General features: G+C 40.9%; 22 protein-coding genes, 1 other RNA gene and 2 pseudogenes. 13 read left to right on the forward strand and 12 right to left on the reverse strand.

All coding sequences use genetic code 11. From position 1 onward, the window contains the following. The first annotated feature begins 162 nt into the window (after positions 1-162). The gene (locus V7K55_RS00595; protein ID WP_334827116.1) at positions 163-1503 is read left to right on the forward strand and encodes a TldD/PmbA family protein; all 1341 of its coding nucleotides are present in this window, start codon (positions 163-165) and stop codon (positions 1501-1503) included. A 183-nt stretch (positions 1504-1686) separates the two neighbouring features. Here V7K55_RS00595 and V7K55_RS00600 read toward each other — a convergent pair whose 3' ends face one another. The 5 genes and pseudogenes from V7K55_RS00600 to V7K55_RS00620 all read right to left on the reverse strand — a co-directional run. Next, positions 1687-1857 carry a pentapeptide repeat-containing protein gene (locus V7K55_RS00600; RefSeq protein WP_334827156.1) on the reverse strand — a complete coding sequence of 57 codons (171 nt, stop codon included), beginning with the start codon at positions 1855-1857 and terminating at the stop codon, positions 1687-1689. A 165-nt stretch (positions 1858-2022) separates the two neighbouring features. Further along, the gene (locus V7K55_RS00605; RefSeq protein ID WP_179064020.1) at positions 2023-2229 is read right to left on the reverse strand and encodes a phycobilisome linker polypeptide; all 207 of its coding nucleotides are present in this window, start codon (positions 2227-2229) and stop codon (positions 2023-2025) included. Positions 2230-2453: 224 nt separating this feature from the next. Beyond that, positions 2454-2942, reverse strand: coding sequence for an allophycocyanin subunit beta (gene apcB / locus V7K55_RS00610; protein ID WP_069068902.1), 489 nt, complete (start codon positions 2940-2942; stop codon positions 2454-2456). A gap of 65 nt (positions 2943-3007) precedes the next feature. After that, the gene (apcA, locus tag V7K55_RS00615; protein WP_094341663.1) at positions 3008-3496 is read right to left on the reverse strand and encodes an allophycocyanin subunit alpha; all 489 of its coding nucleotides are present in this window, start codon (positions 3494-3496) and stop codon (positions 3008-3010) included. 363 nt (positions 3497-3859) lie between these two features. Further along, positions 3860-7171: pseudogene (locus V7K55_RS00620) on the reverse strand (phycobilisome rod-core linker polypeptide); the annotation flags it as partial. Between the two features lie 543 nt (positions 7172-7714). On the opposite strand from V7K55_RS00620, the gene V7K55_RS00625 reads away from it, so the two are divergent. Beyond that, positions 7715-8245 (forward strand): hypothetical protein, encoded by a 531-nt coding sequence (locus V7K55_RS00625; RefSeq protein WP_334827117.1) that lies wholly within the window; start codon positions 7715-7717, stop codon positions 8243-8245. Here V7K55_RS00625 and V7K55_RS00630 read toward each other — a convergent pair. From V7K55_RS00630 to V7K55_RS00650, 5 genes and pseudogenes are all read right to left on the reverse strand, one after another. Then, positions 8246-8410: pseudogene (locus V7K55_RS00630) on the reverse strand (2-phosphosulfolactate phosphatase); the annotation flags it as partial. It abuts the gene before it with no gap. 159 nt (positions 8411-8569) lie between these two features. Then, positions 8570-9172 (reverse strand): 2-phosphosulfolactate phosphatase, encoded by a 603-nt coding sequence (locus tag V7K55_RS00635; protein WP_334827120.1) that lies wholly within the window; start codon positions 9170-9172, stop codon positions 8570-8572. Next, positions 9172-9699, reverse strand: coding sequence for a hypothetical protein (locus V7K55_RS00640; RefSeq protein ID WP_334827122.1), 528 nt, complete (start codon positions 9697-9699; stop codon positions 9172-9174). The genes V7K55_RS00635 and V7K55_RS00640 overlap by 1 nt, the downstream gene beginning before the upstream one ends. After that, positions 9696-11279 (reverse strand): LlaJI family restriction endonuclease, encoded by a 1584-nt coding sequence (locus tag V7K55_RS00645; protein WP_334827124.1) that lies wholly within the window; start codon positions 11277-11279, stop codon positions 9696-9698. The genes V7K55_RS00640 and V7K55_RS00645 overlap by 4 nt, the downstream gene beginning before the upstream one ends. A gap of 52 nt (positions 11280-11331) precedes the next feature. Continuing rightward, positions 11332-12387, reverse strand: coding sequence for a restriction endonuclease (locus tag V7K55_RS00650; protein ID WP_334827126.1), 1056 nt, complete (start codon positions 12385-12387; stop codon positions 11332-11334). A 158-nt stretch (positions 12388-12545) separates the two neighbouring features. On the opposite strand from V7K55_RS00650, the gene V7K55_RS00655 reads away from it, so the two are divergent. The 10 genes from V7K55_RS00655 to ssrA all read left to right on the forward strand — a co-directional run bounded on the left by V7K55_RS00655 (position 12546) and on the right by ssrA (position 21137). Further along, positions 12546-13733 (forward strand): class I SAM-dependent methyltransferase, encoded by a 1188-nt coding sequence (locus V7K55_RS00655; RefSeq protein ID WP_334827128.1) that lies wholly within the window; start codon positions 12546-12548, stop codon positions 13731-13733. 501 nt (positions 13734-14234) lie between these two features. Next, complete coding sequence (locus V7K55_RS00660) at positions 14235-14717, forward strand: ATP synthase subunit I (protein ID WP_334827130.1); 483 nt, start codon at positions 14235-14237, stop codon at positions 14715-14717. A gap of 60 nt (positions 14718-14777) precedes the next feature. After that, positions 14778-15539 (forward strand): F0F1 ATP synthase subunit A, encoded by a 762-nt coding sequence (gene atpB / locus V7K55_RS00665; RefSeq protein ID WP_334827132.1) that lies wholly within the window; start codon positions 14778-14780, stop codon positions 15537-15539. A 150-nt stretch (positions 15540-15689) separates the two neighbouring features. After that, positions 15690-15935, forward strand: coding sequence for an ATP synthase F0 subunit C (gene atpE, locus V7K55_RS00670; protein ID WP_013192016.1), 246 nt, complete (start codon positions 15690-15692; stop codon positions 15933-15935). A 181-nt stretch (positions 15936-16116) separates the two neighbouring features. Next, positions 16117-16548 carry a F0F1 ATP synthase subunit B' gene (locus V7K55_RS00675; protein ID WP_174712791.1) on the forward strand — a complete coding sequence of 144 codons (432 nt, stop codon included), beginning with the start codon at positions 16117-16119 and terminating at the stop codon, positions 16546-16548. 193 nt (positions 16549-16741) lie between these two features. Beyond that, positions 16742-17314 carry a F0F1 ATP synthase subunit B gene (locus tag V7K55_RS00680; RefSeq protein WP_334827136.1) on the forward strand — a complete coding sequence of 191 codons (573 nt, stop codon included), beginning with the start codon at positions 16742-16744 and terminating at the stop codon, positions 17312-17314. Then, complete coding sequence (gene atpH / locus V7K55_RS00685; RefSeq protein ID WP_334827138.1) at positions 17311-17865, forward strand: ATP synthase F1 subunit delta; 555 nt, start codon at positions 17311-17313, stop codon at positions 17863-17865. Before V7K55_RS00680 ends, atpH begins: the two co-directional genes overlap by 4 nt. A gap of 164 nt (positions 17866-18029) precedes the next feature. Next, positions 18030-19544, forward strand: a complete 1515-nt coding sequence (atpA, locus tag V7K55_RS00690) for a F0F1 ATP synthase subunit alpha (protein ID WP_334827140.1) — start codon at positions 18030-18032, stop codon at positions 19542-19544. Positions 19545-19640: 96 nt separating this feature from the next. After that, positions 19641-20588, forward strand: coding sequence for a F0F1 ATP synthase subunit gamma (locus tag V7K55_RS00695; protein ID WP_334827142.1), 948 nt, complete (start codon positions 19641-19643; stop codon positions 20586-20588). Positions 20589-20747: 159 nt separating this feature from the next. Next, positions 20748-21137: a transfer-messenger RNA gene (ssrA, locus tag V7K55_RS00700) on the forward strand. A gap of 328 nt (positions 21138-21465) precedes the next feature. Here the strand turns inward: ssrA and V7K55_RS00705 are convergent. Both V7K55_RS00705 and V7K55_RS00710 read right to left on the reverse strand, forming a co-directional pair. Next, on the reverse strand, positions 21466-22329 hold the full coding sequence (locus V7K55_RS00705; RefSeq protein ID WP_334827144.1) for an IS5 family transposase: 864 nt from the start codon (positions 22327-22329) through the stop codon (positions 21466-21468). Between the two features lie 118 nt (positions 22330-22447). After that, entirely contained in the window at positions 22448-22966 is a 519-nt protein-coding gene (locus tag V7K55_RS00710; RefSeq protein ID WP_334827146.1) for a helix-turn-helix domain-containing protein, read from the reverse strand. 1281 nt (positions 22967-24247) lie between these two features. Here V7K55_RS00710 and V7K55_RS00715 point away from each other — a divergent pair. Continuing rightward, positions 24248-25966: a diflavin flavoprotein gene (locus V7K55_RS00715; protein ID WP_334827148.1), complete on the forward strand. Its 1719-nt coding sequence runs from the start codon at positions 24248-24250 to the stop codon at positions 25964-25966. Positions 25967-26157: the final 191 nt, after the last annotated feature.

Below are 26157 nucleotides of genomic sequence, written 5' to 3' on the forward strand. Positions count from 1 at the left end.
CTCAAGTTACTGTATGATTTCGTGGGTTAAATCTAAAATCTAAAACTGTTGAACTGTTGCTTCAATCAGACCTCTACGAAACAAATACAAGCAATAACATCCAAAATCTAATATTCAAAATAGAATCATTTCCAATCTAAAATCAAAAATCAAAAATTGACTATGCCGAACATCAATGAGATTGCAAATTCTGCCAAAGATAATGCTGGTAAGCTTGGTATTAAGAAATTCGACATTTATGGCTCAACAGTAGATGATACTAGCGTGCAAGTAGACCAAGGTGAGCCAAAACAAGTCAAAGCCTCAAATCGCTCTGGTGTGACTGTTCGGGTTTGGAATGAAGATAATACAATGGGTGTCACCAGCACCACAGATGTAGATTCCAAAGGACTGGAATTAGCTTTGAAAACTGCTTATGAAGCCAGTTTCTTTGGTGTTAAAGAAAATGTTCCTGATTTTAGTCCCGAAGCTACCGTTCCTATTCCGAATAAACATCAAGATAAAACAGCCCAAGCACCTGTTGCTGAACTAATAGAAAAATTGTTGGTAGCGGAAAAAGAATTACTGGCAGCCCATCCAGCAATTAAAGGTGTGCCTTATAATGGATTGTCGCAAAGAGATATTGACAGGTTTTATCTAAATAGCGACGGTGCAGTTAGAACTGAATCTCACTCCTTAGCATCAGTTTATCTTTACAGCAAAACTGAAGAAGAAGGAAAAAAACCTCGCAGTGCAGGTGCTTATAGAATCAATCAAAGTTTAGATAATCTAGACATCAATGGTTGTATAAAAGAAACCGCCGATAAAACTATCAGCCACTTGAACTATGAAAAAATCAAGACTGGTAAATATCGAGTTGTTTTCTCAGCAGAAGCTTTCTTAAGTTTGTTGGGTGCTTTTTCTAACTTGTTCAACGCCCAAAGTATTTTGGACAATCAAAGCCTATCAACTCCTGATGATTTAGGTAAGCAAATTGCCTCTCCTCTGCTTTCAGTTTACGACGATGCACTACACCCAGCTAACGTAGGAGCAGAAACTTTTGATGGTGAAGGAACTCCAACTCGTCAGATTTCACTGATTGAAAATGGCATTTTAGCAAGCTTTCTCCACAGTGCAGGTACTGCCAAAAGGTTGAACGCGCAGCCCACAGGTAATGCTAGTATTGGTGCAAAAGTCAGCGTTAGTCCCAATTTTTATCACGTTTTCACAACAGCAACTCCTGAAGAAGAGTTAAGTTTAGAAACTGCTGAAAATGTGATTTTTATCGATGATTTACAAGCTCTCCATGCGGGAGTTAAATCCTTGCAGGGTTCTTTTTCTTTGCCATTTGATGGTTGGCTAGTGAATAAGGGTGTCAGGACGAGTATTGAGTCTGCAACTGTTGCCGGCGATTTCTTGGAACTCTTAAAGTCAATTATTTATGTAGAGAAAGAGGGTGAGTTAACCCCAGGGGGAGTTTGCCCAAAAATCTGGGTTGATGAACTGTCTATTACTGGTGAGTAAAACTTCGTAAGTGCAGGGTTAGGAGTTGAATCTAACTCTTAACTCATCACTTTGAAATCATAACTCACCATTCGTATTCACCACCGACGCTAATGGCAGTATTAAACACATCAGCACCGCTTAAATCAATACAGCACCTCCGGCTATTATGAAGCACAATTTTACCCATATCCCTTTCCTATCCTAACTTTTGAGACTGTGTGCGTACCTCATAGCAGTCGCAAGTGCTGTATTAGCGATAACTGCGCCATTTACATCACTATTATATAAACGGGCATTGCTCAAATTAACGTTGGTGAGATTAGTCTTATTTAAGATAGTATCGCTGACGAATGCTTTTGTCAGAGGAGTTATTTTTTAGGCTTAACTGAACAGTATTGCCATAGCTCTAGATTCATAAACTTTGCGATAGTCTCTATATGACTAATTAACAGATTTTTTATACTATCAATTCTCAACAAAAAAAGAGGTCTTTACCGACCTCTTACCAATTCCCTAAAATAATATTCTATTTACAGATTACGACAAGCCAGTATTAGCGCCTTGCTTACCAGTTGCCAGTTCTACTTTAATGATTGTGCCACCTGCTTTTTGAATACGTTGTTGTTCGCGGAACCAATTTTCATAAGGAACCAGCTTAGTGAAGTAAGTATTTTGCAGTTCGCGTTGGGTACGAATTCGGGTTTGGCTGGGAACTAGAGCAGTAATTTTAAAAAAACGGGCCATGTTTTGAAAATCTCCTGTATACTTTGTGAAAACTTTTTTTTATCTCAAAATCTTGAGTGCAAATCTTTTAATGATTCCAAGGCTGGAAATCAAACATCAATACTAGACCACCAACACTCATCTCTGATAATTTACCAAGATAAGCAATATAACGTTCTAGCACTCACGGCTGATTTCCAGACCTTAATAAAGCCGCACCTAAATTCTTAAGCGCAAACTAGCTCTTAGCTTAAGCCAGAAGAGATATAGTCTAAGTAAACACCCATTTCCTTACCAGCATCGGAACCAACCAAACTAGCGGTTACTTCCTTGATTGCTTGGATAGCTTGCACGGTAGCACCAACGGGAACTCCTAAAGAGTTGTAGGTTTCCTTCAAGCCATTTAATACGCGCTCATCCAAAATGGAAGGATCGCCAGCTAACATAGCGTAGGTGGCATAGCGGAGGTAGTAGTCCAAATCGCGGATGCAAGCAGCATAACGGCGAGTTGTGTACATGTTGCCGCCGGGACGGGTGATGTCAGAGTATAGCAAAGATTTTGCTACAGCTTCTTTAACGATCGCAGCAGCGTTAGCGCTGATGGTGCTAGCAGCACGTACTCGCAGTTCGCCAGTAGCGAAGTAGCCTTTTAGCTTCTCTAAAGCAGAAGAGTCGAGGTATTTACCTTGAACGTCTGCGGAGTTAATGACAGCGGTAATTGCGTCTTGAGCCATGTTGTTAATTCCTTATTTCCAACCGTATTGCAATACTTCTGTTTCAGTAGGTAAACAGCTTTACCCTATCCTAGAAGAGCGCCAACTAGGTAGTCGAAGTAGCTACCAGCTTCACTAGCATCATCACCAGACAGCAATGTACCAGCTACATTCTTCAGCCCACGGATACCTTCAGCAACACCATCAATAGGGGTTCCCAAGGACTTGTATAGTTCACGGGCACCGATAACACCAATTTCTTCGATAGGTGTAACATCACCAGCAACGATACCGTAGGTAACGAGGCGGAGGTAGTAATCTAGGTCACGCAGACAAGTAGCAGTCAATTCTTGACCGTAAGCGTTTCCACCAGGAGACACTACATCAGGACGCTTTTGGAACAGTTGATCGCCAGCTTGCTTAACAAGACGTTCACGATTTTCTGACAAAATTTGAGCAATCCGTACACGGCGCTCACCACTTGCAACGAAGGATTTGATCCGATCTAACTCACCAGGGCTGAGGTAGCGGGCTTCTGCATCAGCATTCACGATAGCTTTCGTGACAATACTCATTAATGGATTCCTCCAATACGAATGAAACCAGGATTTGATTAAACTGGTGCGACTTTAAATTCGGTTTACTGAGTTTGTTTTCTTGTTCTTTTAGACACAACAGTTTCATAACTGCTACGGCTAATAAATTACGAGTTTGCTTGAGTCCACACAAGTACACAAGCTTTCAAACTCAGTTACCTTCCGCAAAACATTTTCCGGCATTCTGTTGAGCATTTATGACTGCTCTTAATACTTTGTAATATTACCTTTCAGAATTCCCTGTTTTAGCAGTAATCTGAGAGCGATATTACGAAAGGTTACGAAGGTTACAGGGTAAAGATCGCAGAAAATAATCTGTACCCTGTAACCTATTACCTACTCAGCCACCTTTACACTGCCAAGGTAGTTACCTGCTGGCAGAGATGGGAAGCGGTTGTAAGGGACAACATCTTCACCGAAGTAGCGGCTATATTCTTGGCTCTCGACTATTGCTTCTACAGCAGCCGACAAACCACTATCAGCTAGCAACTGGTTACACTGGCGAATTTCTTCCTGAGTTGCGGGTGTACGCCCCAACAGATGACGGAAGAGGAACTCAATGACCTTGGCATGAGGATAAGGTGACAAGAAGCGCTGACGATAGATTTCGGAACTAGCTAGTTCGCGCACAAACTCGCGCACAGAAATTTCACCATTCTGGAGCTTGCTATCTAGGTCAGTACGGCGGAAATTATCAGGAACTTCACCGCTAAATACATCCAATACCTGGCAGTAAATGGCGTTGATTGCCTGTTGTGTTTCGGATTGGTTTGCGCTTTCCGTTAGACGGTAAATGCGTGCATGTTTACGCACACTTAGTTCCACGGGTTGTCCACTACCATCGTTGTAGGAACGACCCAGTTCAGCAAAGGCGGGCTTGCTCTTGTTGATACCGTTTGTTTGGGCTGCTATATCTGCGATCGCCTGGGACAAAAGCTCGGTAGTAGTCGATCCGACGCGCGGCTGTACTGGCTTAAAGCTAGGCACAACTACGTCATCGTTTTGCTTGGTAAGCTGGTTGTAAAGCTTTTCGGTATTCGGGAAGTTTGCCGCCGGTAGGGTTGGGAAGCGACGGTAAGGAACCGTATCTTCACCGAAGACCTGGTTGTATTCCACACTATCTACCAAAGCACCAATAAAGGCACGAATCCCTTGAGTAGCCAGAATCTGGTTATACTTGCGGATTTCTGCTTGGTCTAATGGCGCACGTCCTAAGAAGTGTTTGGTTCCTAACTCAATCACCTTGGTGTTGGGGTAAGGTGTGTAGAATTCTTTCAGATAGAGGTTAGAGTAACCCAAACCTTCAATAAATTCCTTCACACTAATTTCGCCATTCCCCAGCTTGCTTTCCCACACCGTAAATTCATTTTTGGCGATGTAGGGTGCAATATCCCGCTCAAATATCTGACGATACGCAGCACTGATCAAAGTTTGCACTGCAACTTTATCACTGGTATTCGCCACCAATTTGAAGATTTTGGTTTGTTCGCGTTGCTTGCTAACGCCTTGATTAATGCGGAATTGAATATCTGGTTCTGATCGATTTTCTGTGACTGTACCCAATGTCACAAAGGTTGGCGTTACTTCCTTCTGAACTTTGGCCGCAACATCTTCACGAATACTACCAACGCGCAATTGTCGCCCTGATACACCACCAGGAGTCAGATACCGTTCGTAAGGAATTGTATCTTCACCAAATGCTTCGTTGTATTCTACGCTGTTAATAATGGCATCAACTACCGCGTAAAAGCCCTGTTTGGCAGCAAGATCAAAGTACTTGTTGATTTCTTGACGGCCATAAGTCGGACGACCCAACAAGCGGCGGTGAATATACTCGATCGCTTTACAAACATAGAGCGATGACCAGTACAGATTGCGGAATACATCCGACTTAGCCAAAGCACGGATAAACTCTCGTACAGAGATGTCGCCGTTTTCCAGCTTAATTTCCAATACCTTCGGGCGCTGACCTTCGTATAAATCACGACCAAAAACTTGCAAGTAAGCAGCTTTGATCAGTGCTTGCGTCGAGCTTTCGGAGTATCTGACGCTAGAGTTTTTGGCAGCTTTTTTACCTCTAGTACCAGGCAGTTGATCTAATTTGAACACCTTGGGGCCTAGAGTACCAGGAGCCTCACCCCGCGCGTTGGGATTACTATTTTGGTTATTAATCCCTGCCCCTTGGTGAATCAGGATACGCTTGGTATCTTTGCCAAAAGGAGCCGGACGGGTGCTGGGGTTGCGAGTTTCTTTCGGGAAAATCGCCCCAAACTGAATTTCCAAGGGGTCATTACCAGAACCGTAAGGATGTTGGTCTGGTAGCGGCTGTTCGTAAGCCGCAAATGTGGTGATGAACTGAGGTATTTTGCGGAAAGGCGCACTGTAATTAAACAGGTCTTGCTGCGGGCCCCAGTTGCGACATTCTTGTGCTTCTTGACCAAGACCCCGAAGGTAGGGTACTGTTTCTTCACCAAAATAGTCGCCGTATTCAGCAGAATCTACTAAGGCGTCGACTAAGGCTGCCAGACCACCGTTAGAAATAATCGAGAAGTATTTTTGTACTTCTTCGCGGCTACTTGGCCCCCGTCCTAGAATGTGACGGAAAGCTAGTTCGATAACTCGGCTGTTAATAAAAGGCTGGTAAAACTGTTTTTGGTAAAGGGGAGATTTAGCTAGACGGCGGACAAACTCTTTTACGGAGATGTCGCCATTTTTTACCTTGGATTCTAGGTCAGATATAGACAAGCTATAAGCACGGGTAATATCGCGTTCAAAAAGTTGCCGATATGCCGCTTTGATTACCTCATTTTTTTCGCTAGCTGACAACCCAGTTTTCATCACAAACTTGGGACGGCGTTCTGCTGCATTAAAGTAAATTTGCGGCAGTGCTAACCCTTGTTGGTCGCTAGAGGGGCGTTGGCGAACTTTATTTGAAGGTGTGGCTGCTTTGAATTCGGTTAACAAAACATCCATGTACTGAGACACAATTTCTGTAGCCTCAGCATCGTTGCGGAAAAAAGAAAGTGACCCAGCTTTGATTTCTTGCAAAGCTACTAGCGTTGCTTCACCAGAGCAGGCATTTTCAATTATTTCCCGCAAACCCCGTGTGTTCACCGCTATGATGTTGGGGTCGCCAGCAACGATCGCATAAGTAGCGTAGCGCAAGAACCAGGATAAATCCCGCAAGCTCTTGGCCATGTTGCTCGGGCCATATCGAGCAATGTTAATTGGTCTGAAACCTGCGGGTACAGGGCCACTGGGGGATGAGTTAAATATCGATCGTAAATTTTCTAGAAACCCACCACGACTTTCAACGTAGGTTACAGTTCCTAGTTGCATCCCTTGTTGAACATTAGCACCAGCACTAACAGGTACTATTTCTATTTCTCTGGGCTTTTCTAAAAAAGCCATTGGCGAACCACCGACAAAAATCCGGTTGGCAGCGCGAGACACAATAATCTCGGCATTATCGGTAAGCGTCTGAGAAATTTCTAAACGCTTTGCACCAGATGCAAAATAGCTTGCCAGTTCATTTAATTCACCACTTCCCAAAAAGCGGTCTTGCTGCTCGGCTTGGATAATTGTCGCTACAGCTAGGGTTTGATATAGTTGCGGACGCGCAACTGAGCTTCCACCACTTGCCTTAACACTCATCGGATTTGTAAAACTCCCATCATAATCATTTATGTGTTAAGTCTGGGTCGTTTTGAGGCTTGACACATCGGTGTCTCTGTGCTTTATAAGCTTGAGAGTACTGCCTGCAAAACTGCCAGTAAATTAACCCGGTTAGCTTTTAGATTAGAACGTTTTGCGTTCTCAAGGCTGGTTTATTAAGAAGTGTGTAGAACCTGTAGCTTAGATACATGCAGTCTTAAGAGTACATACTCTTGTTTGGCTGAGATCAAATCTAAGTTTTGTAACTAGGAAATAGGCTAGGCATGGTCTACTGATGCCGAAAACCTTTATTTTGATGTTTATGACAGTATCTATTTTACGATTATTGCAACTGTTACAAAATCTTAGTTGAAACCAAATTTCCTTCAGTCAGTAGCGATCGCTGGACAGTAGTCATTCGTCGATGTTAAGTTGTTTTTGTTACTGATAACTAAATATTAAAAAATAACGCCACCTGGAAATAGTTCTCAAAAGATGGCGGTTGTAGCTTTAGCTATCAGCGTTCTCTAAGGGGAAAATACTATGAACAAAAGTTCTAAATTTAACTATTTATTCAATGTTACTCTGTCTGCGATCGCAGTTATTTTAGCCGTCACTCCGGCAAATGCGCTTCCAGAACAAAACATTAGCACCGTTGTGAAGTGGGCGAAAACGCGATCGCAATTACCAACTCTGAGATACAACAGCGAAGCTCACGGCTATGATGGTACAAAGGGAAATTTATACTTCTATGCTGATGTCACTTCTCAAAATGGGACAGTGACTAAAGAAGGAATAACCGTTAGTGGTGACTCAAGCATCAAATTCACCACAAAAAATGCCAAAGCAGTGAAACTGTTACAAAATATTTATACTTCTAATATTGCTAATGACTTCCAGAAGTCTCAGTATGTCACCAAAGTTGGACGTGACCAGTATTATCGCGGGCAAAAGTTTGCTTACATCACTGCGGCGGTGCAGGATGGAACATCATTTCAGATAATTCCCTTGAATAAGTTGCAAGAGTTTATAAAAAATGCCAGATATTGCCAAACTAATCAGTGCGACCTTTAATTAATTGTGTAGCCTGGAATTGACATAAGCATTATTAGTAAACCAAGGTACGCAATCACTAATATTGTAGGCGGCAGACAGTTCAACATCTGACTCAAAACCTTTTTCAATCAACTCTTTACCCGAACTACATTTTTTCAAGTACCCCAGTAAATCCTGCTGGAAAGCTTGAAATGTGGCTCTTCAGTACTTAGTATGCCAAATTAATCTGCTAAAAAACTGAAAACATTGCTGCACAAGAAAAGCAAGCATTGTTTTTAACATTTTAGTCCATTCTTGGGACTTAAGCGTTCTAAGCTTGATTTTAAAGTCTAGTTTTGATGTTTAACTAATAATTTGGCATAACAGGTACTGAAGAACCTGAAATGTTGTTACAGCAACTTCGGCTTCTGGTGATAAACTGCCATCTAAATAACTGAGAATTGCCCCAGCACCAATTAAATCTTCAAATGCAGGGCGGAGGCTACCATCTTCTTTCCACCTCTCGCCGGCAGGAATCACAGCGATTTTATCGCCATACTTTTGAGCAAACTCCGCTACAGCTTGGCAATTTCGCAAGCAACCAGCCAAAGTTGGTGTATTCCCTGTATGTAAAGTCAGAAAAGAACCATTAGGTGAAGGTAAAACTAGTCTAGTTCCAGCAGGAATTTCAGCTACCGATTTTGGCGAGAGAGAATATCCAGTTGTTGTCCAACGTTGTCTCTGACTTGCCAACTCTGCTTGCACTGATTTGGCATAATCTATGGCTGATTCATCTTTATATGCGTAGGGAAAAATGATTCCGCCGTTGTTGGTGGCAATTTCCACGCAGGTAGAAAAAGAGAGAACGTCAACTATCACAATTACATCACTGATGGGAGCAAGTTGAGCAACTCCTTGTGCGCCCCATTCACAGCGTAAATTAAACTCTGATTGGTTGTAAATCATTATATGGATTTTTGTTTAGCTACATCTAGTATTTCCTGAAGTGTAAAATAGATATAGTAAAATACTGGTTTTCCATTAATTTCTATAGTACCGTATTTTCGATGCGGACGACCTTGCGTGTCTTTATCAGAAAAATCGTTAACCTTATGTTTATATCCACGATAAGATGGAGGAATATTTACTAGTTGAATCGGAGTACATTTTTCATCAAAAGTGATACTCCATTTAATTTTTAATTTTAATTTGCCATCAGAGTCTCGTTCTAAATCATGGAATAAGTTATCATAAAAATAGGCTATCTTAACTTTTTTAAAATCTTCTTCTGTAATAAGTTTTGAATACGATAATTGAGATCGGATGACACCAGTAGGATAAAGTTTTTCAAAAAACTTATCTATTTGCAGAAATATATAATTTTCTATAAGTTTTTTTTGTTCTTCGTTAGCAAAGGACAGAAAAGGAACATAAATACTCTCAAGGGCTGAATTTGCTGAATGAGTTCCAATAATATTTAACTTATAATTCATAAATTATCTTCTAAATAGAAATTTTGTATTAAGTAAAAATTTGCTCTAAATATTTTTATACCCTGAAGGTTTAGGCCCGGCTCTAATTCACCTAATGGATTAGATAGTGCTATATCGTAGTAATAAGGAATAAAAAACTCACTTGCAGAAACCTCACATTTTTGCTGTAAAATGTATTCATAGGTAAGTTGCTTGATTATGTCATACCTGTATTTCTTGGCCGACTTTTGAGAGAGTTTTTTATTAATATAGAATTTTAATGGTAAATCTTTATAATCAATTATTTTTATAGATTTACTCTCTTGAAAGTTATTATCTACTTTTTCAGCCTGGGTTTCTAAAATTAAATCAGGACGTATGAATCGACGTAGTACTTTACTTCTAACTCGTTTCTCAGACTGATTATATTTAGAATGCGAGTAAACAAATTGTCTAGGATTTAAATCAAATTCAATGCAAAGTAGCTCGTTCCATTCAAGTTTATCTTGGATTTTTCCTAATTTGTTAGAATTTGTTAAACTTGTGCAGTAAACCCATTGATTCCAATATAAACTTCCGCCATTGGCTTTGCAGTTTCCAACTCGATTTTTTTCTTCTCCTTCTCTTTCTAAGTTCTGATATCCTTTTAGAGATATGTCTGTATCTGCATAGCAAATTTCGTCGCGGTGTTTTTTAAAAAAATAGGTGTTGCACATATCTTCCCAAATTAGGGAAAACCCATATACTCCCCAGAATTCACCATCGCCTTGCTCAGGATTTAGCTCGCCGTAAAGGAATGTTTCAATAGCTTCGTAAAGCCCCCAATAGTCAGCATCTTTGTATAAAGTATTTTTATCTATCTTATCTAGGGCTTCTTTAAGAATACTAATAGTCTCTTCAAAGGCATCTTTGGCAAAAATAGATTGGTTGCTAGTTAGATAATCTTCCTTAAAGCCTTGGGCAAGAAAGCGTATATCTTGAGTACGTGCTTTAATGTTATCTGGTACATCACTATCTAACTGCTCTATAATCTCATCTAGAATATAGCAATACAGATTTACAATATCAGTGCTTTCATAGCGTACTGTCGAACGTGGCAGATCCATTGCTTCAACATAGATTACATCGTTGTTTGAATTGTCTTTTAGATAAATAGCGCGATCTAGATACTTGTGGATCTGAGAATATTCGATGTCTTCACTACGTTTAACTTTCTTTTGAATTGAATTTATCGCAAGCTCATCGTAGGCTTCCAAAACTCGCTCAATCATTTTAATCTTACTGTAGAGTACACAAACATCTCCTTCCTCTGTTTGCATCTTGACTCCACCAGATGAAAGAGTTGTTTGATCTTGCTGCTGTTGAAAATCAGGTTTATTGATGTTGAATCTTGTGTTATCTAAATTATCACGCTCAAATTTGCGAAAGGTGCGATACATTTTGAAAAATAAATTTCGTACTGCATCGAAGTCACCCTCTGGGAAATTATCAAAGCCATTTGGCAGACAAAACTCAAAATTATCTTCAAATTTAGACTTACGAATACCAATAAAAAAATCGTTTGTATTTTTGACTATATTAAGGCTTGAGAAGTCAAACATGGCTCGTTCAACATAGAGGCTAGTTTTTCAAATTTAAATTGTAATACCAAAATCAATCAGCAAGGTTCATTATATTCTTGATAAAAGCATTATGTAGTTTAGTGAAATCTCCAAAAGTTACTAGATTATCTTTTGTTACCTTCAGAAGATCCACCAGTGGCTTTTTATCACGATTAAACACACTGTCCCATAGAAAGAACATTAGTTTATTCTGGATTTGTTCAGCAGTTACAGGCTGTTTGATAAAATAATATCCGATTTGCTTGTCTTCAATTCCTCGAATTGAGGCATGATGGCTTTTGATAAAGTTATTAAGGTTTTTAATAAGCTTTTTCCATTCCTTTTCCTCTAAGATTCCTCCTTTACCATACGTCGCTGTATTAGGCTTAGTCTCATCCCAGTTAACAAATTCCCAGTCCCAACGACGTTTGAATGCACTGTCCATGAAGTAAATGGAATTATCAGAAGTGTTCATAGTAGCAAGGATAGAAAGATTAGGAGGAATTTTGATAATTCTATTTACTAAATCAAATCTTAAAAATTCAATTTTCTTTTGTAATGTTTCTAGCCTAGCAACTCCTTCGTAAGGTTGCAATTTATACTCATTGATGTTTCCTCTGTCATCATAACTAAATTTAGTTCCTATCAATTCTAATAGCTTTAAAAATTCAATAACAGTTAGATTAATACCGTAACTTGACCAACCATCTTCATCTCTATCTAAAAGCTGAAAAACAGTACCAAATATAGCTGAGGAGTTACCTCTATTTATTTCATCAATCACAAGAGCAACATTTTTCGGTTGGTTTAGTTGCTTACCTTCTTTATCGTAGGCTTCTTTAATATTCTTATAAGCTTGAGATAGTGCTTTTAAAAAATGTCCTTCATAGTAGTTGTACTCTACTTTCCCCGATCTCATCGTAATCGGTATTAATTTGCCCATAAAATCCCCATAGGTATATTCTGGGTGAAAAACTGTTTTGATAATATTTTCAGGATTAGTAGATTCATCTATACCTAAGTAATTAGGGATAATCTCTGAAACTATTCTGTGGCTTTTGCCAGTTCCAGGACTGCCAAAGAGAATTTTATGAACGGGTTTATTCATAAGTGGTATATTTGTTGAGCAACCATTTGTTAATGCCAAATGTAAAATTTATACAACAAACCAGCTTAACTCAATTTCCTGTAAACGGGTGGTAAAACTTCTTGGCTGCAAGCATCAAATATTCGATAAACTCAGAATTGCCCCAAAATTTACTTATCATGTCCGATTCCCAAACTGTTAGTGCTGCTGTTGCCAAACTCTACAATACCTACCCCTTTCCGCCTGAAGCCCTGTTAGATGAACCACCTCCAGGCTACAACTGGCGCTGGAATTGGCTAGCTGCTCATAATTTCTGCACAGGTCAAAAACCTCAAAGACAAGATATTCGGATTTTAGATGCAGGTTGCGGTACTGGTGTAAGTACAGAGTACTTGGTTCACCTCAACCCCCAGGCTTCTGTTGTGGGAATTGACCTCAGTACTGGCACTTTGGCTGTAGCCAAAGAACGTTGTCAGCGTTCTGGGGCTACCCGCGTTGAATTTCATCACCTCAGTTTGTTTGATGTGGAACAGTTACCGGGTGAGTTTGATTTAATCAACTGCGTTGGCGTTTTGCACCATACCCCCGATCCCATTCGCGGTATTCAAGCTTTGGCGAAAAAGTTAGCCCCAGGCGGTTTGATGCACATTTTTGTGTATGGGGAATTGGGACGCTGGGAAATTCAACTCATGCAAAAAGCGATCGCACTTATTCAAGGTGATAAAAAAGGCGACTACCGCGATGGTGTCCAAGTTGGACGACAAATATTTGCCTCTTTACCAGAAAATAACCGAATTGTCAAATCCGAAAAACAACGCTGGTCATTAGAAAATCACAAGGATGAACATTTTGCTGATATGTACGTTCATCCCCAGGAAATTGACTACAACATTGAGACACTGTTTGAATTAATTGATGCTTCGGGATTGGAGTTCGTTGGTTTCTCGAATCCGAGTTTCTGGGATTTAGACAGGCTTTTGGGCAAAGCACCGGAGTTAGTAGAACGGGCAAAAGATTTGAGCGATCGCCAGCTTTACCGTCTGATAGAATTACTAGATCCAGAAGTAACTCATTACGAATTTTTCCTCGGTCGTCCTCCTTTAGTCAAAGCTGACTGGTCAGACGATAAGGCGCTATTAGCAGCGATTCCCGAACTTAATCCTTGCATCGAAGGATTTCCTAGTCAATGCTTCTTTAATTACAATTACCAAATTGTTAATTTATCTGTAGTAGAGTTTGAATTTATGCAAAAGTGTGATGCGAATTCCACAGTTGCAGAGATTTTGGCAGATGGGCAACTGGGATTGGATGAGGTCAGAAAACTTCTTGAGCAGCAGCTGATTTTATTGACACCTGCTTCATTTTAGACTTGACTTTCATCCTGTTTACTTTTTTACTCAGCACTATTTTGGTGAAGAGCGATCGCCATCACCACTTTTGGTAAATTAATGTAAATTAGGAAAGTGACCAACAAACAGGTATTCTGCATCCCCAAAGTTGGAGTTTTCTGAAATTCAGCAGTGGTGCGATGTTTAATGACAAGCCGCTACTCTCCGATTTATGATTTGCGGTAAGTCCATACACTCCTCAAGCACCAGTTGATTTTATTGACACCCCATTAATTCAAACACCAAGATGCTATGTAACAACTTTGGAGGACAATAATCCACTCAAAAAAGCTGAAATTGGAAGAAATTTTGAATTTTCAGGCAGCGATTATTGATTATTCACCCGCACAGTCTTTTACATCATCAGCCGCTCTCTCGCTTCTGAGAGCGCGATTTTACTGACTGTCTAACGTTGCCAAGAAGTTAATTGTTTTTTCCTAAAGTATTGTTACCGCATCGTGATATGATTCATCTGACTGAATGTGCAGTCATCATAATTTAGCTGTACTGGTTTCGAGTCTCGTGAGCTTGTCAGACGAATCAATTGCGCCCACTCCGACAACGCAACAAGATGCTAAAACTGGTTCTGGAGATACAGAATCAGGTAACTCTATGCAAGAGTTTCATCAACTCTTCCAGCGATTGTTGGTAATCACGCTTGTCTTGACGGGGGTTATTTTTATCTCTGTGTGGATTTTTTATTCCTTAAACATTGCCCTAAATTATTTAATTGGGGCGTGTACAGGTGTGGTTTACTTAAAAATGTTGGCTAGAGACGTTGAGCAACTTGGTAGTGAGAAAACCAGTTTGAGCAAAACTCGTTTTGCTCTATTTATGGGAGTCATGATCGTAGCAACTCAATGGCGTGAACTACAGATTTTGCCCATATTTTTGGGATTTCTAACTTACAAAGCTACACTCCTCGTCTATATGGTGCAAATTGCGTTCCTTCCTGATTCTTAAAAAGTCAGGCTCACAAAGATAGTAATCCCATCCTCGCTTGTTGGGGAAAATGCTTGAAGAATGCAAATGCTTAGTCTCTTAAACGCCTTTAATTCTTTTCCCCTCGCCGAATTAGAAGTAGGTCATCATTTCTACTGGCAATTAGGCAATCTTAAAATTCATGGGCAAGTTTTCCTCACCTCATGGTTTGTGATTAGCATTTTAGTAGTGGCTTCAATAGCTGCTACTCGCAACGCACAAAGAATTCCCAAGGGCATCCAGAATTTGATGGAATACGCCCTAGAATTTATTCGTGATTTGGCCAAAAACCAACTTGGTGAGAAAGAGTACCGACCTTGGGTGCCATTTATTGGCACATTGTTCTTGTTTATTTTCGTATCGAACTGGTCGGGTGCGCTAATTCCCTGGAAGCTCATCAAGCTACCTTCGGGCGAATTGGCTGCTCCCACCAACGACATCAATACGACTGTTGCATTGGCACTGCTAACATCCTTAGCGTACTTTTACGCAGGTTTTAGCAAGCGGGGTTTAGGCTACTTTAAGAAATATATAGAGCCAACACCCATTTTGTTGCCGATCGCAATTCTTGAAGATTTCACCAAACCCCTCTCCCTAAGCTTCCGGCTATTTGGTAATATTTTGGCGGATGAATTGGTAGTTGCGGTATTGGTGCTGCTAGTTCCTCTCTTTGTACCTCTGCCTGTAATGGCCTTGGGTTTATTTACCAGCGCCATTCAAGCCCTGGTTTTCGCCACCCTAGCCGGAGCATACATTCATGAGGCAATGGAGGGACATGGTGGAGATGAGCATGAGGAGCATTAAACTTCTCAGTTGATAGCACAGTCAAGAAGAGCATATTCGCTCAAAACATCGCAAAGCGCGATCGAATAACTCATGTGCAGCGTGAAAACCACGTTTCTAATCGTTAACGTAATGTCTGTTAGTTTTGTAATCAAAGCAAGGAAAATCAACATGGATCCATTAGTTCAGGCTGCTTCAGTTCTCGCTGCTGCTTTAGCGATTGGTTTAGCTGCAATTGGCCCTGGTATTGGTCAAGGTAACGCTGCTGGACAAGCAGTAGAAGGTATTGCTCGTCAACCTGAAGCAGAAGGAAAAATTCGCGGTACTCTGCTATTAACCTTGGCATTCATGGAATCTTTGACTATCTATGGTCTAGTAATTGCCTTGGTATTGCTGTTTGCTAACCCCTTCGCATAAGACCTGAAAATTTTGTGAGTGTGGAGACGTGAATCATCACGCCTCTACAATCAAAATGTTTTGGGTATCTTAATAGTTTTAATGTTCCGTTGACCCTTGTTGGCTATGGGTCTCTAAAATATCAAAGGTTGGATGACTTTGCTAGCCATGAAAAATGCTACTCCAGCCAAAGAGGAGACAAATGTTTGATTTCGATGCTACCTTGCCCTTCATGGCATTGCAATTCCTGCTATTAGCAGCTTTGTTGAATGCAATTTTCTATAAGCCACTGACCAAGGTACTAGACGATCGCGATAATTATATCCGAACGAATACCCTTGAGGCGCGAGAAAGCTTGGCTAAAGCCGAGCGCTTGGCTACAGAATATGAGCAGCAACTCGCAGACGCTCGCAGACAATCGCAAGCTACTGTAGAAGCCGCTCAACTTGAAGCTAAGAAAATTACTGCCGAAAAAATCGCTGAAGCCCAAAAAGAAGCTCAGTCTCAACGAGAACAAGCTTCTGTTGAAATAGAACAACAAAAGCAACAAGCTTTTAACACCTTAGAGCAACAAGTTGATGCTCTCAGCAGGCAGATTCTAGAAAAACTATTGGGGCCAACTCCAGTTAGATAAGCTAACGGGATTGTTTCTGTGTAAAGCATACGCGCAACTGGCCCCTAGTCCAGAGCGCTTAATTAAGTGTCAAAAAAAGGCACTTTTTCCCTTCTGGGAAAAGATACTTAAATTTCCTTCCCTTGGGGAAATAGATACTTAATTTCCCTTCGGGAAAATACAACGTATTAGCAAGCGAGCAGCGCACTTGTAAATGGATATCATGGGGACATTCTTATTACTTGCCGCAGAAGCGAACGCTGTTCACTCTGAATTGGCAGAAGGCGCAGCAGAAGGTGGTTTCGGTCTAAACTTAGACATTTTTGAAACCAATCTGATCAATCTAGCGATTCTGATTGGTATATTATTCTACTTCGGACGTAAAGTTTTAAGCAATATCCTGAACGAGCGACAATCCAATATTGCCACCGCAATTCAGGAAGCAGAAGGGCGCTTAAAAGATGCAAAGACTGCCCTTTCCAAAGCGCAAGAGCAGTTGAAGCAATCTCAGGCAGAAGCAGAACGTATCCGCCAATCAGCCGTAGAAAACGCCCAAAAATCAAAAGAAGCCTTGTTAGTAAAGGCAGCGCAAGACGTAGAACGCTTGAAACAAACAGCAGCAGCAGATTTAAATACCGAAACCGAGCGAGCGATCGCTCAACTACGGCAACGAGTTGCTACACTAGCATTGCAAAAAGTCGAATCACAACTTAAAGGTGGGATTGCCGACGATGCTCAACAAGGTTTAATCGATCGCAGCATCGCACAACTGGGAGGCAATGTATGACAAGTCAAGTAGCCGCAGTCGAAGTCGCCCAGCCTTATGCACAGGCGCTTTTGTCAATAGCGCAATCGAAAAATTTGACAGAAGAGTTCGGGGAAGATGCACGGACTTTTCTGGGACTGCTTAGGGCAGACAAACAGCTACACAACTTCTTCAGCAACCCGTTTATTCAGTCTGAGAACAAAAAAGCTCTCATCAAACAAATACTCGGTGAAGGCGCTAACCCCTACTTACGCAACTTTTTGTTAGTGCTAGTAGACAAACGCCGCATTGCATTCTTGGAATCGATTTTTCAACAATATCTGGCGCTGTTGCGGCAGCTGAATCAAACCGTATTAGCGGAAGTCATTTCAGCCGTTCCCCTCACAGAAGCTCAACAGCAAGCAATTACAGAAAAAGTGATTGCCATCAGTAATGCTCGCCAGGTAGAACTCGAAACCAAGGTAGATAGTGAGTTAATTGGTGGCGTGATTATTAAAGTAGGCTCACAGGTAATTGATGCCAGTATTCGGGGTCAACTGCGCCGCCTTTCATTGCGCTTAACTAATAGCTAGAAAGTTAGGAGATGCGATTAATCGCGTCTGTTAGGAGTTAAGTAAATAGTAATTTATTTTAACTTTTAACCTTTGCTCTTTTAACTCAGCACGAGCTAAACCCTAGCTATGCGGTAACATCATTCAGCACTGAATTCAGTCTCGAAAGCAAACAAGATAGACACATGAGTATATCAATTAGACCTGACGAAATTAGTAGTATTATCCAACAACAAATCGAGCAATACGATCAAGAGGTCAAAGTTGCTAACGTTGGTACTGTTCTTCAAGTAGGTGACGGTATTGCCCGGATCTATGGTCTAGAAAAGGCTATGTTTGGGGAACTCTTAGAATTTGAAGATGGCACAATTGGCATCGCCCAGAACTTAGAAGAAGATAACGTCGGCGCGGTGTTAATGGGTGAAGGGCTGGAAATTCAAGAAGGTAGTTCTGTAACCGCCACTGGTAAAATTGCCCAAGTACCCGTAGGAGAAGCCTTAATTGGACGAGTTGTAAACGCTTTGGGTCTTCCCATCGATGGGAAGGGAGAAATCAAATCTTCAGAAAGCCGTTTAATTGAATCTCCAGCACCAGGTATCATTGCTCGTCGATCTGTACACGAACCCATGCAAACTGGGATCACAGCTATTGACTCAATGATTCCCATCGGCCGCGGTCAACGGGAATTGATTATTGGCGATCGCCAAACCGGTAAAACTGCGATCGCGATCGACACCATCATCAACCAAAAATCAGAAGATGTAGTTTGTGTCTACGTTGCGATCGGTCAAAAGGCCTCCACAGTTGCTAACGTGGTGCAGACATTGCAAGAAAAAGGCGCGATGGATTACACCGTCGTTGTCTTTGCTAGCGCCAGTGAACCAGCAACCCTACAATACCTAGCTCCTTACACAGGCGCAAGTATTGCCGAGTACTTTATGTACAAAGGCAAAGCTACCCTGGTAATTTACGACGATCTTTCCAAGCAAGCCCAAGCTTATCGCCAAATGTCCCTACTGCTACGTCGCCCACCAGGACGCGAAGCTTACCCCGGAGATGTATTCTACATTCACTCTCGTTTGCTAGAAAGAGCCGCAAAACTGAGTGACGAATTAGGTAAAGGCAGCATGACCGCCCTACCAATCATCGAAACCCAGGCTGGCGACGTTTCAGCATACATCCCCACAAACGTAATTTCCATTACCGATGGTCAGATATTCCTCTCTTCTGACTTGTTTAACGCTGGTATCCGTCCGGCTGTAAACCCTGGTATTTCAGTATCTCGTGTGGGTTCTGCGGCTCAAACCAAGGCAATGAAAAAAGTTGCCGGTAAAATTAAATTGGAATTAGCCCAATTTGACGACTTGCAAGCCTTCGCGCAATTTGCTTCTGACTTAGATAAAGCCACTCAAGACCAGTTGGCACGTGGTCAACGGTTACGCGAACTTCTCAAGCAGCCACAAAATTCGCCACTTTCAGTATATGAACAAGTGGCAATTTTGTATGCAGGTATTAATGGTTACTTAGATGATGTACCTGTAGATAAAGTCACCACCTTTACCCAAGGTCTGCGCGAGTCCTTAAAGGGTGGTAAATATGCCCAAGGAGTACAAGCATCTAAAGCATTAGGTGACACAGAAGAAGCAGCCTTGAAGGAAGCGCTTACCGAATACAAGAAGACCTTCAAAGCTACAGCGTAATTAAAGTTAGAAGCGAAGAGTTAAGAGTTAAAAGTTAATGAAAGACTCCTAACTCTTAACTCCTAACTCCTAACTCCTAACTCAGAACTTAAAAATATGGCCAATCTAAAATCAATACGCGATCGCATCCAGTCGGTCAAAAACACCAAAAAAATCACAGAAGCCATGCGTCTCGTAGCTGCGGCTAGAGTCCGTCGGGCGCAAGAACAAGTGCTAGCGACTCGCCCCTTTGCCGATCGCTTGGCACAAGTATTATATGGTTTGCAAAGCCGTCTGCGCTTTGAAGAAGCAAACCTACCATTACTGAAAAAACGGCAAGTTAAGTCAGTCGGGCTGTTAGTAATTTCAGGCGATCGCGGTTTATGCGGCGGCTATAATAATAACGTTATCCGTCGTGCAGAAAACCGCGCCAAAGAAATCAAGGCAGAAGGTTTAAACTATCAATTTGTGCTAGTCGGACGCAAAGCAACACAATACTTTCAACGCCGCGATCAGCCCATTGATGCTACTTACAGCGGTCTAGAGCAAATTCCCACCGCCGCCGAAGCCAATCAAATTGCCGATCAACTACTTTCCTTGTTCCTTTCGGAAGAAGTTGACCGCATTGAATTAATCTATACCAGATTCCTTTCGTTGGTTAGTTCACGTCCTGTAATCCAAACCTTACTGCCACTCGATCCACAAGGTCTAGAAGCAAGCGATGACGAAATCTTCCGCTTGACAACCCGTGGCGGTAAATTTGAAGTTGAGCGTCAAAAAGTGACTAAGGAAGTCCGCACGTTGGCTCCTGACATGATTTTCGAGCAAGATCCAGTACAGATCCTCGATTCTCTATTGCCCCTGTATCTGAGTAACCAGCTATTGCGAGCGCTACAAGAATCTGCCGCTAGTGAACTAGCAGCGCGGATGACAGCTATGAGTAATGCCAGCGAAAATGCCGGTGAATTGATTAATAGCCTCACACTGTCTTACAACAAAGCTCGACAAGCTGCAATTACCCAAGAACTCCTTGAGGTTGTAGGTGGTGCTGAAGCACTAACTTAGAAAAATACTTGTTGTGGATCGTGGTAAATAGCCAATTGCTAATGGTTTTAAAATTAGCGATTGGCTATTTTGAGTAATTGGAGCCATATATCCAGACTTTGATAATTACAAATTACGAATTCCCAAATTGCGTATTATAATTGAAATATAGAAGCGCATGGGTCCGTCACGGTTTCGACAGGTTGGCGAACGCTGCTCTGTGATTCAGGTCGAGAGTGAGTCTCCTCTCGCAAATCAAAGGCTCAAACAAAAAGTAAATGCGAATAACATCGTTAGCTTTGCTCGTAAGGATGCTCTAGTAGCTGCCTAAACGCCTCTTATAGGTTCGAGCGTCTTCGGTTTGACTCCGTTAAGGACTGAAGACCAAACCCCAACGGATGCTCTAGTAAGCGTTCTCTGGTTGGCTTGCTAGCTAAGATTAAATCAGAGCATCCTACGTTCGGGACAATGAACGATTCCCGCCTTGAGGGTCAGAAAGGCTAAACCTGTGAATGAGCGGGGGGTCAATACCCAATTTGGACAGCAGTTCGACTCTGCTCGGATCCACTAAGAATAAATAACAAGTCCACCAAACAATTTAATGTTTAGGTGGATTTTGTTTGACTAAACAGAATTCAGGATTCACGAGTCAGAATTCAGTTGGATATTCTGACCAAAAAAGCGGATAGTGAATCTGTGTAGCTCTCCTCAAAAGCTAGCTACAGCAGTTACCGAAGTTATGAGGTACACTAATTGATCGAATTATCGTTGATCTGGGGTAAGAAAGTTCGTAGTCAGGACTGAAGTCCTGATTTTATAAGCACTAAAGTGCTTACTACAAACTTTTCATTACTAGCTTGACAGACTACTGAGTATTAGACCTCTTGCAGAATTACTTTTATGTTATGGTGGGGGTTTGGAATTTTGCTTCTGGTAAACTTAATTCGTAGTTGTAAATTGAGGCTAGTAAGTTACAACGCAGACCATAACGACGACGGCGATTACGATATCTATCGCCAAAAATCTTGAAAATTTTCAGACGGCGATTGATGTGTTCAATACCGATTCTCTCTTTTGCTAGAACCCGATTATAGTCTTTTTCTAAGATAGATAGGTTTCCTTTTTTAGGCTTTTTTTTGGGAGTGTAACTGTTACTATGATATTGATTAATTCCTTGATAACCACTATCGTATAAACCTTGTGTTTCGGGATGAAAATGAATTCCACTAGCTTTGAATAAAGCAAAATCGTGACAGCGACCTTTCCCAAAGAAAGTGCAAATAATTTCGCCCGTTTCTTGATTAATAATCAATTGGCTTTTGAGAGTATGACGTTTTTTCTTACCTGAATAAAATTCCTGTTGTTTTCTTTTTGGACGCTCAATGGGTGTTTCAGTTACATCCATTACTACTACTTCTGGCTGACTTAAACCTTGCAGCAAAGCTTTTTTTCCAGGAAGACGAAACATTCCTGACTGCATCAGTTCTGATTCTATGCGATGAACAATGCGACAAATAGTTGATTCCGAGACTCCCCAACTAGTTGCAATATGAAAGTAAGTTCTGTATTCTCTCCAATATTCTAAGGTAACTAAAACTTGTTTCTCAATATCTAGTAGAGGTTTGGCACCAGTATTAGAGTGTTTATTAATCTTTTGGAATAATTTTATAGTTTTAACCATGCTCTTAAAAGTTTTTCTTCTAACTCCAAAGCGACGTTTAAATGCTCTTGGATTTAACTTTTGGATGCACTGATATTTCATTTATCTATAACCTTATTTTATAGAAATAACAGAATTTAATTCTATCTTTTTTTGGCGATATTTACTACGAAATATTGTAGCCATCTCTTCTGAATGCTTTAGGTATTGCCTTTCTCAATTATCTCTTGCCATTAGCATTAAGAAAAAACCCAACATCATAACACAAAATGAATTCTGCAAGAGGTCTATTCTGTTCCTGGGGTTGTTTTTGTGCGCTTCCAAACCTTCTTCCCCTTTGCTTAAGTACACGCCGTAACCGATCTGCACTCAAGCTCACTTGACGTTCGGATGCGAGTTTTTTTGCTAATTGTTTAGAGTTATAAGTCTGCGACTCTTGAGCTAAACAATTTTCTAGATAAACCAAATCTGATTCTGAATATCGAGGTTTTCCACCTCTACCAGGAGCATCCCACAGACCAGCTAAACCCATCTTTTCCCAACGATGAAGGGTTTGACGTACTGTTGAAATTGCCCAGTTCAAGCCTTTAGCAATTTGCTCGTTTTTTAACCCACGATTATTTAGCAATAAGACTTGAGCGCGATCCTTAGTGCGTTGAGGAGCATCTTTGGCTTTTCTTAACTCTTCTAAGGTTAGCTTTTCTTGCTCAGTCAGAAAGACTTTTAATCGGCATCCCATAATTAATAACCTTTTGCACAATTAATTTTTGCTATTTTTTCTTATGTCTATTCACGCCTATACAGCACTTCCGGCTATTATGCAATACAGCTTTCCTCTTAGTCGTTTCCTATCATAGCTTTCAGCTTTGAGGATGTACCTCATAACAGACGCAAGTGCTGTATACTTAATAAATTACGTATTTAATAGCATCCTCTTAAAATTGAACTATAAATATTACTGAGAGATAGAAGCTATAGCTGCTAGCCATAACAAGAAGAATTTGTTGGCGTTATCCTAATTAGTGAGTGTCTAAAGCCGATAATAAAGGACTGTATCACTAAAATTATTAGATTATTCGTATGTTTACGGTGATTTACCGAAACTTTAAAAATTATTTTTGCGAGAGTTTCCATTTGAATGAGCAAAAAAACATACATATATAAGCCTAGTTCCTTTTTATTCAACTAATCTCTGGAAGTTTTTCTTAATTATCTACAAAAAATATCTATCCTATCAACTTTACATAAAGTTTATATTTTACATAACAAGATTATTCGTTGAGATAAAAATATATTCAATACCTATTGGAGATAAAACTTATTTTGTTAATTTTCCTACTTTTCCTACTTTTCCCACCTTTCCTACTTTTCCTACTTATTTATGAGATAGCGTATTCAAAAACTAACTTCTAATCTATTTGCTTAAGACAATTATATTGCACCATAATTACAAGTTTTATGTATAAATCCTGATATTTTGTTAGCATCAATACGTCATTACTAAAAAAAATAATTTTAATTTCTTAACTTACTTATATAGTTAGGCAATACCCAAGAAGCAAGGGTAGATAAAGCTGGGAGCATCCACTTTGGGAAAAAACACTGGGCGATTGGAAATCGCGGCTATACAGACTTATAGTCTGTTCGCGTAGCGTGCGCCTTAGCGCAGGGCGATCTGCTGAGTTTTCCAAAAATCAGAGATGAGTTTTATATAGTAATAGTATTCCTATATATGTCATAACATCTTTATCTTTTCGGTTTTTATTGTCAAATATTATAAAGAACATGATATTTTTAATTTATGAGAAGCTGAGATAAGTCGCAAAATTAAATACTCAGTATATTTTTTAGATAAATTAATATCAAGTAGATTTTTTAGTCATACTTTTTGCTAAAAAAAAGCAATAATTGATACAAGTTAAATTATTCAAAAACTGATATTCATTACAACTTAAATAAAAAATAATAGAGACAATGGGGGCAGAATAAAAACCTGGAAATTTGCGCTCGGAGACGAATAATGGTAGCGATCGCAGAGAACGTTCAACATCGGCTAACTATACAAACTGTAGAAATTGCCCCTAACACAACGGCGATTCGCTCTCTTGATTGGGATCGCGATCGCTTCGATATCGAATTCGGACTGCAAAACGGCACAACCTACAATTCATATCTAATTAGGGGTGAACAAACAGTTTTGATTGATACTTCTCACCAGAAGTTTCGCGATCTGTATTTAGAGACTCTCAAAGGTCTTGTTAACCCCAAAACAATTGATTACATAATTGTTAGTCACACAGAGCCAGACCATAGCGGCTTAGTAGAAGATGTCTTGCAATTAGCTCCTAGAGCTACTGTTTTAGCCTCAAAAGTTGCGCTTCAATTTTTAGAAGGGTTAGTCCACGATCCTTTTTCTAAGCGGGTTGTCAAAACTGGCGATCGCATCGATATCGGCAAAGGACACGAAATAGAATTCGTGAGTGCGCCTAACCTACACTGGCCAGATACAATCTTTAGCTTTGACCGCAAAACCCAAATCCTCTATACCTGTGATGCTTTTGGGATGCATTTTTGTGACGATCGCACCTTTGACGAAGATTTAGAAGCGATCGAAGCTGACTTTAGATTTTACTACGACTGTTTGATGGGCCCTAACGCTCGTTCGCTGCTGAATGCGATGAAGCGGATGGGCGATCTAGGGAAGATTAATATAATTGCCAATGGTCACGGCCCTTTATTATACCACCATCTAGATGTTCTAACTGGGTGCTACGAAAATTGGAGCCAAAAACAAGCTAAAGCAGAAACCACCGTTGGCTTGTTTTTTGTTTCAGAGTACGGGTACGGTGAACGCCTTGGTCACGCAATTGCCGAAGGTATACTGAAAACAGGCGTTGGTGTAGAAGTACTGGATCTGAGTACTGCTGGGAGCCAAGAAATTCAAGAACTAGCCGGGAGAGCAGCTGGCATTATTATCGGTATGCCCCCGACTACTGCCGCCGCCGCCCAAGCTAGTATCAGTTCGGTGTTAGCTGTTGCCAAGAACAAGCAACTGGTTGGACTGTTTGAATGTTACGGTGGGGATGATGAACCCATTGATACACTCCGCAGAAAATTTCTTGACTCTGGCATCAAAGAAGCTTTCCCAGCCATTCGGATTAGAGAGGCTCCCACTGCATCTACATTCCAGTTGTGTGAAGAAGCGGGTAAAGACTTGGGACAATTGTTGGTGCGCGATCGCAACATCAAGCACATCAAGTCCCTTGATGTCAACATGGAAAAGGCGTTGGGTCGCATTAGTAGTGGACTATATATAGTCACCACTAAAAAAGATAATGTCTCAAGTGCAATGCTGGCATCCTGGGTAACGCAAGCGAGTTTGCAACCATTAGGATTAACAATTGCTGTTGCTAAAGACCGCGCCATTGATTCCTTAATGCAAGTAGGCGATCGCTTCGTCCTCAACGTTTTGGAAGAAGGCAACTATCAAGAATTGAAAAAACACTTTCTCAAGCGCTTGCATCCTGGTGCTGATCGCTTTGCAGGAGTGAAAACTCAAACGGCGAAAAACGGTTCTCCGATTCTAACTGATGCTCTGGCATACATGGAATGTGAAATACAGAGCAGCATGGAATGCAGCGACCACTGGATTTTATACTGCACCGTCCAAGAAGGTCGTGTCTCCAAAAACGATGGACTCACAGCCGTTCGCCATCGCAAAGTAGGTAATTACTACTAAAGATTGGGTATTAGGGATTGGGTCTTGGGGATTAGGGATTGGGAAAAAACAGTAGCTAGAAGTTGTTCTTCTTGTCCCAGTCTCCAGTCCCCAGTCCCCATTCCCCATTCCCCAGTTCCCATTCCCCAGTCCCCATTCCCCATTCCCCAGTCCCCATTCCCCAGTCTCTGTTCCCCAACTTTACCAACAGC

Source organism: Nostoc sp. (assembly GCF_036919895.1).
Lineage (GTDB): Bacteria > Cyanobacteriota > Cyanobacteriia > Cyanobacteriales > Nostocaceae > Nostoc.